Below are 390 nucleotides of genomic sequence, written 5' to 3'. Positions count from 1 at the left end.
GTCAAGGATCGCGACCTTGCGCGCATTGTCGATCGACGCGACGCGGCGGCCTGGAATGAAGCCGATGTTTCGCTCGACGAAGGCGGAGACGAGGGCGCGCGAAGTCTCCGGCGACGGCGGCACCGGACTCGGCAAAGGCAGCACGAAATTGATCTCGCAGGCTTCGCGCACGCCGCGCTTGACCAGGTAGTCGTGCAGCATCAGCGCGCATTCGCTGGGCGCCGGCGGGCATTTGTAGGGCGCGCCGCAGACCCCGACCAGCGCCCTCCCCCTGGTGAAGGTGGGCAGCACGTCGCGCAGCCGTTCGGCGCCGGCGACGGTGTAGAATTCGTTGGCGCCGGCGAGCCCTGGCGTGGCGTCGAAATCGTAATCGGCGCCGAGCGCCACGAC

The 390-nt window shown here is 68.7% G+C and carries 1 pseudogene; it reads right to left on the bottom strand.

Annotation, left to right across the window (positions count from 1 at the left end):
- Positions 1–390 (bottom strand): annotated as a pseudogene (locus EOA32_RS38105) (NAD(P)/FAD-dependent oxidoreductase); the annotation flags it as partial.

The organism is Mesorhizobium sp. M1A.F.Ca.ET.072.01.1.1 (assembly GCF_004023325.1).
Taxonomy (GTDB): Bacteria; Pseudomonadota; Alphaproteobacteria; order Rhizobiales; family Rhizobiaceae; genus Mesorhizobium.
Note: the sequence above shows the minus strand (reverse complement) of the source record. Positions and strands in the feature narration are given on the sequence as shown.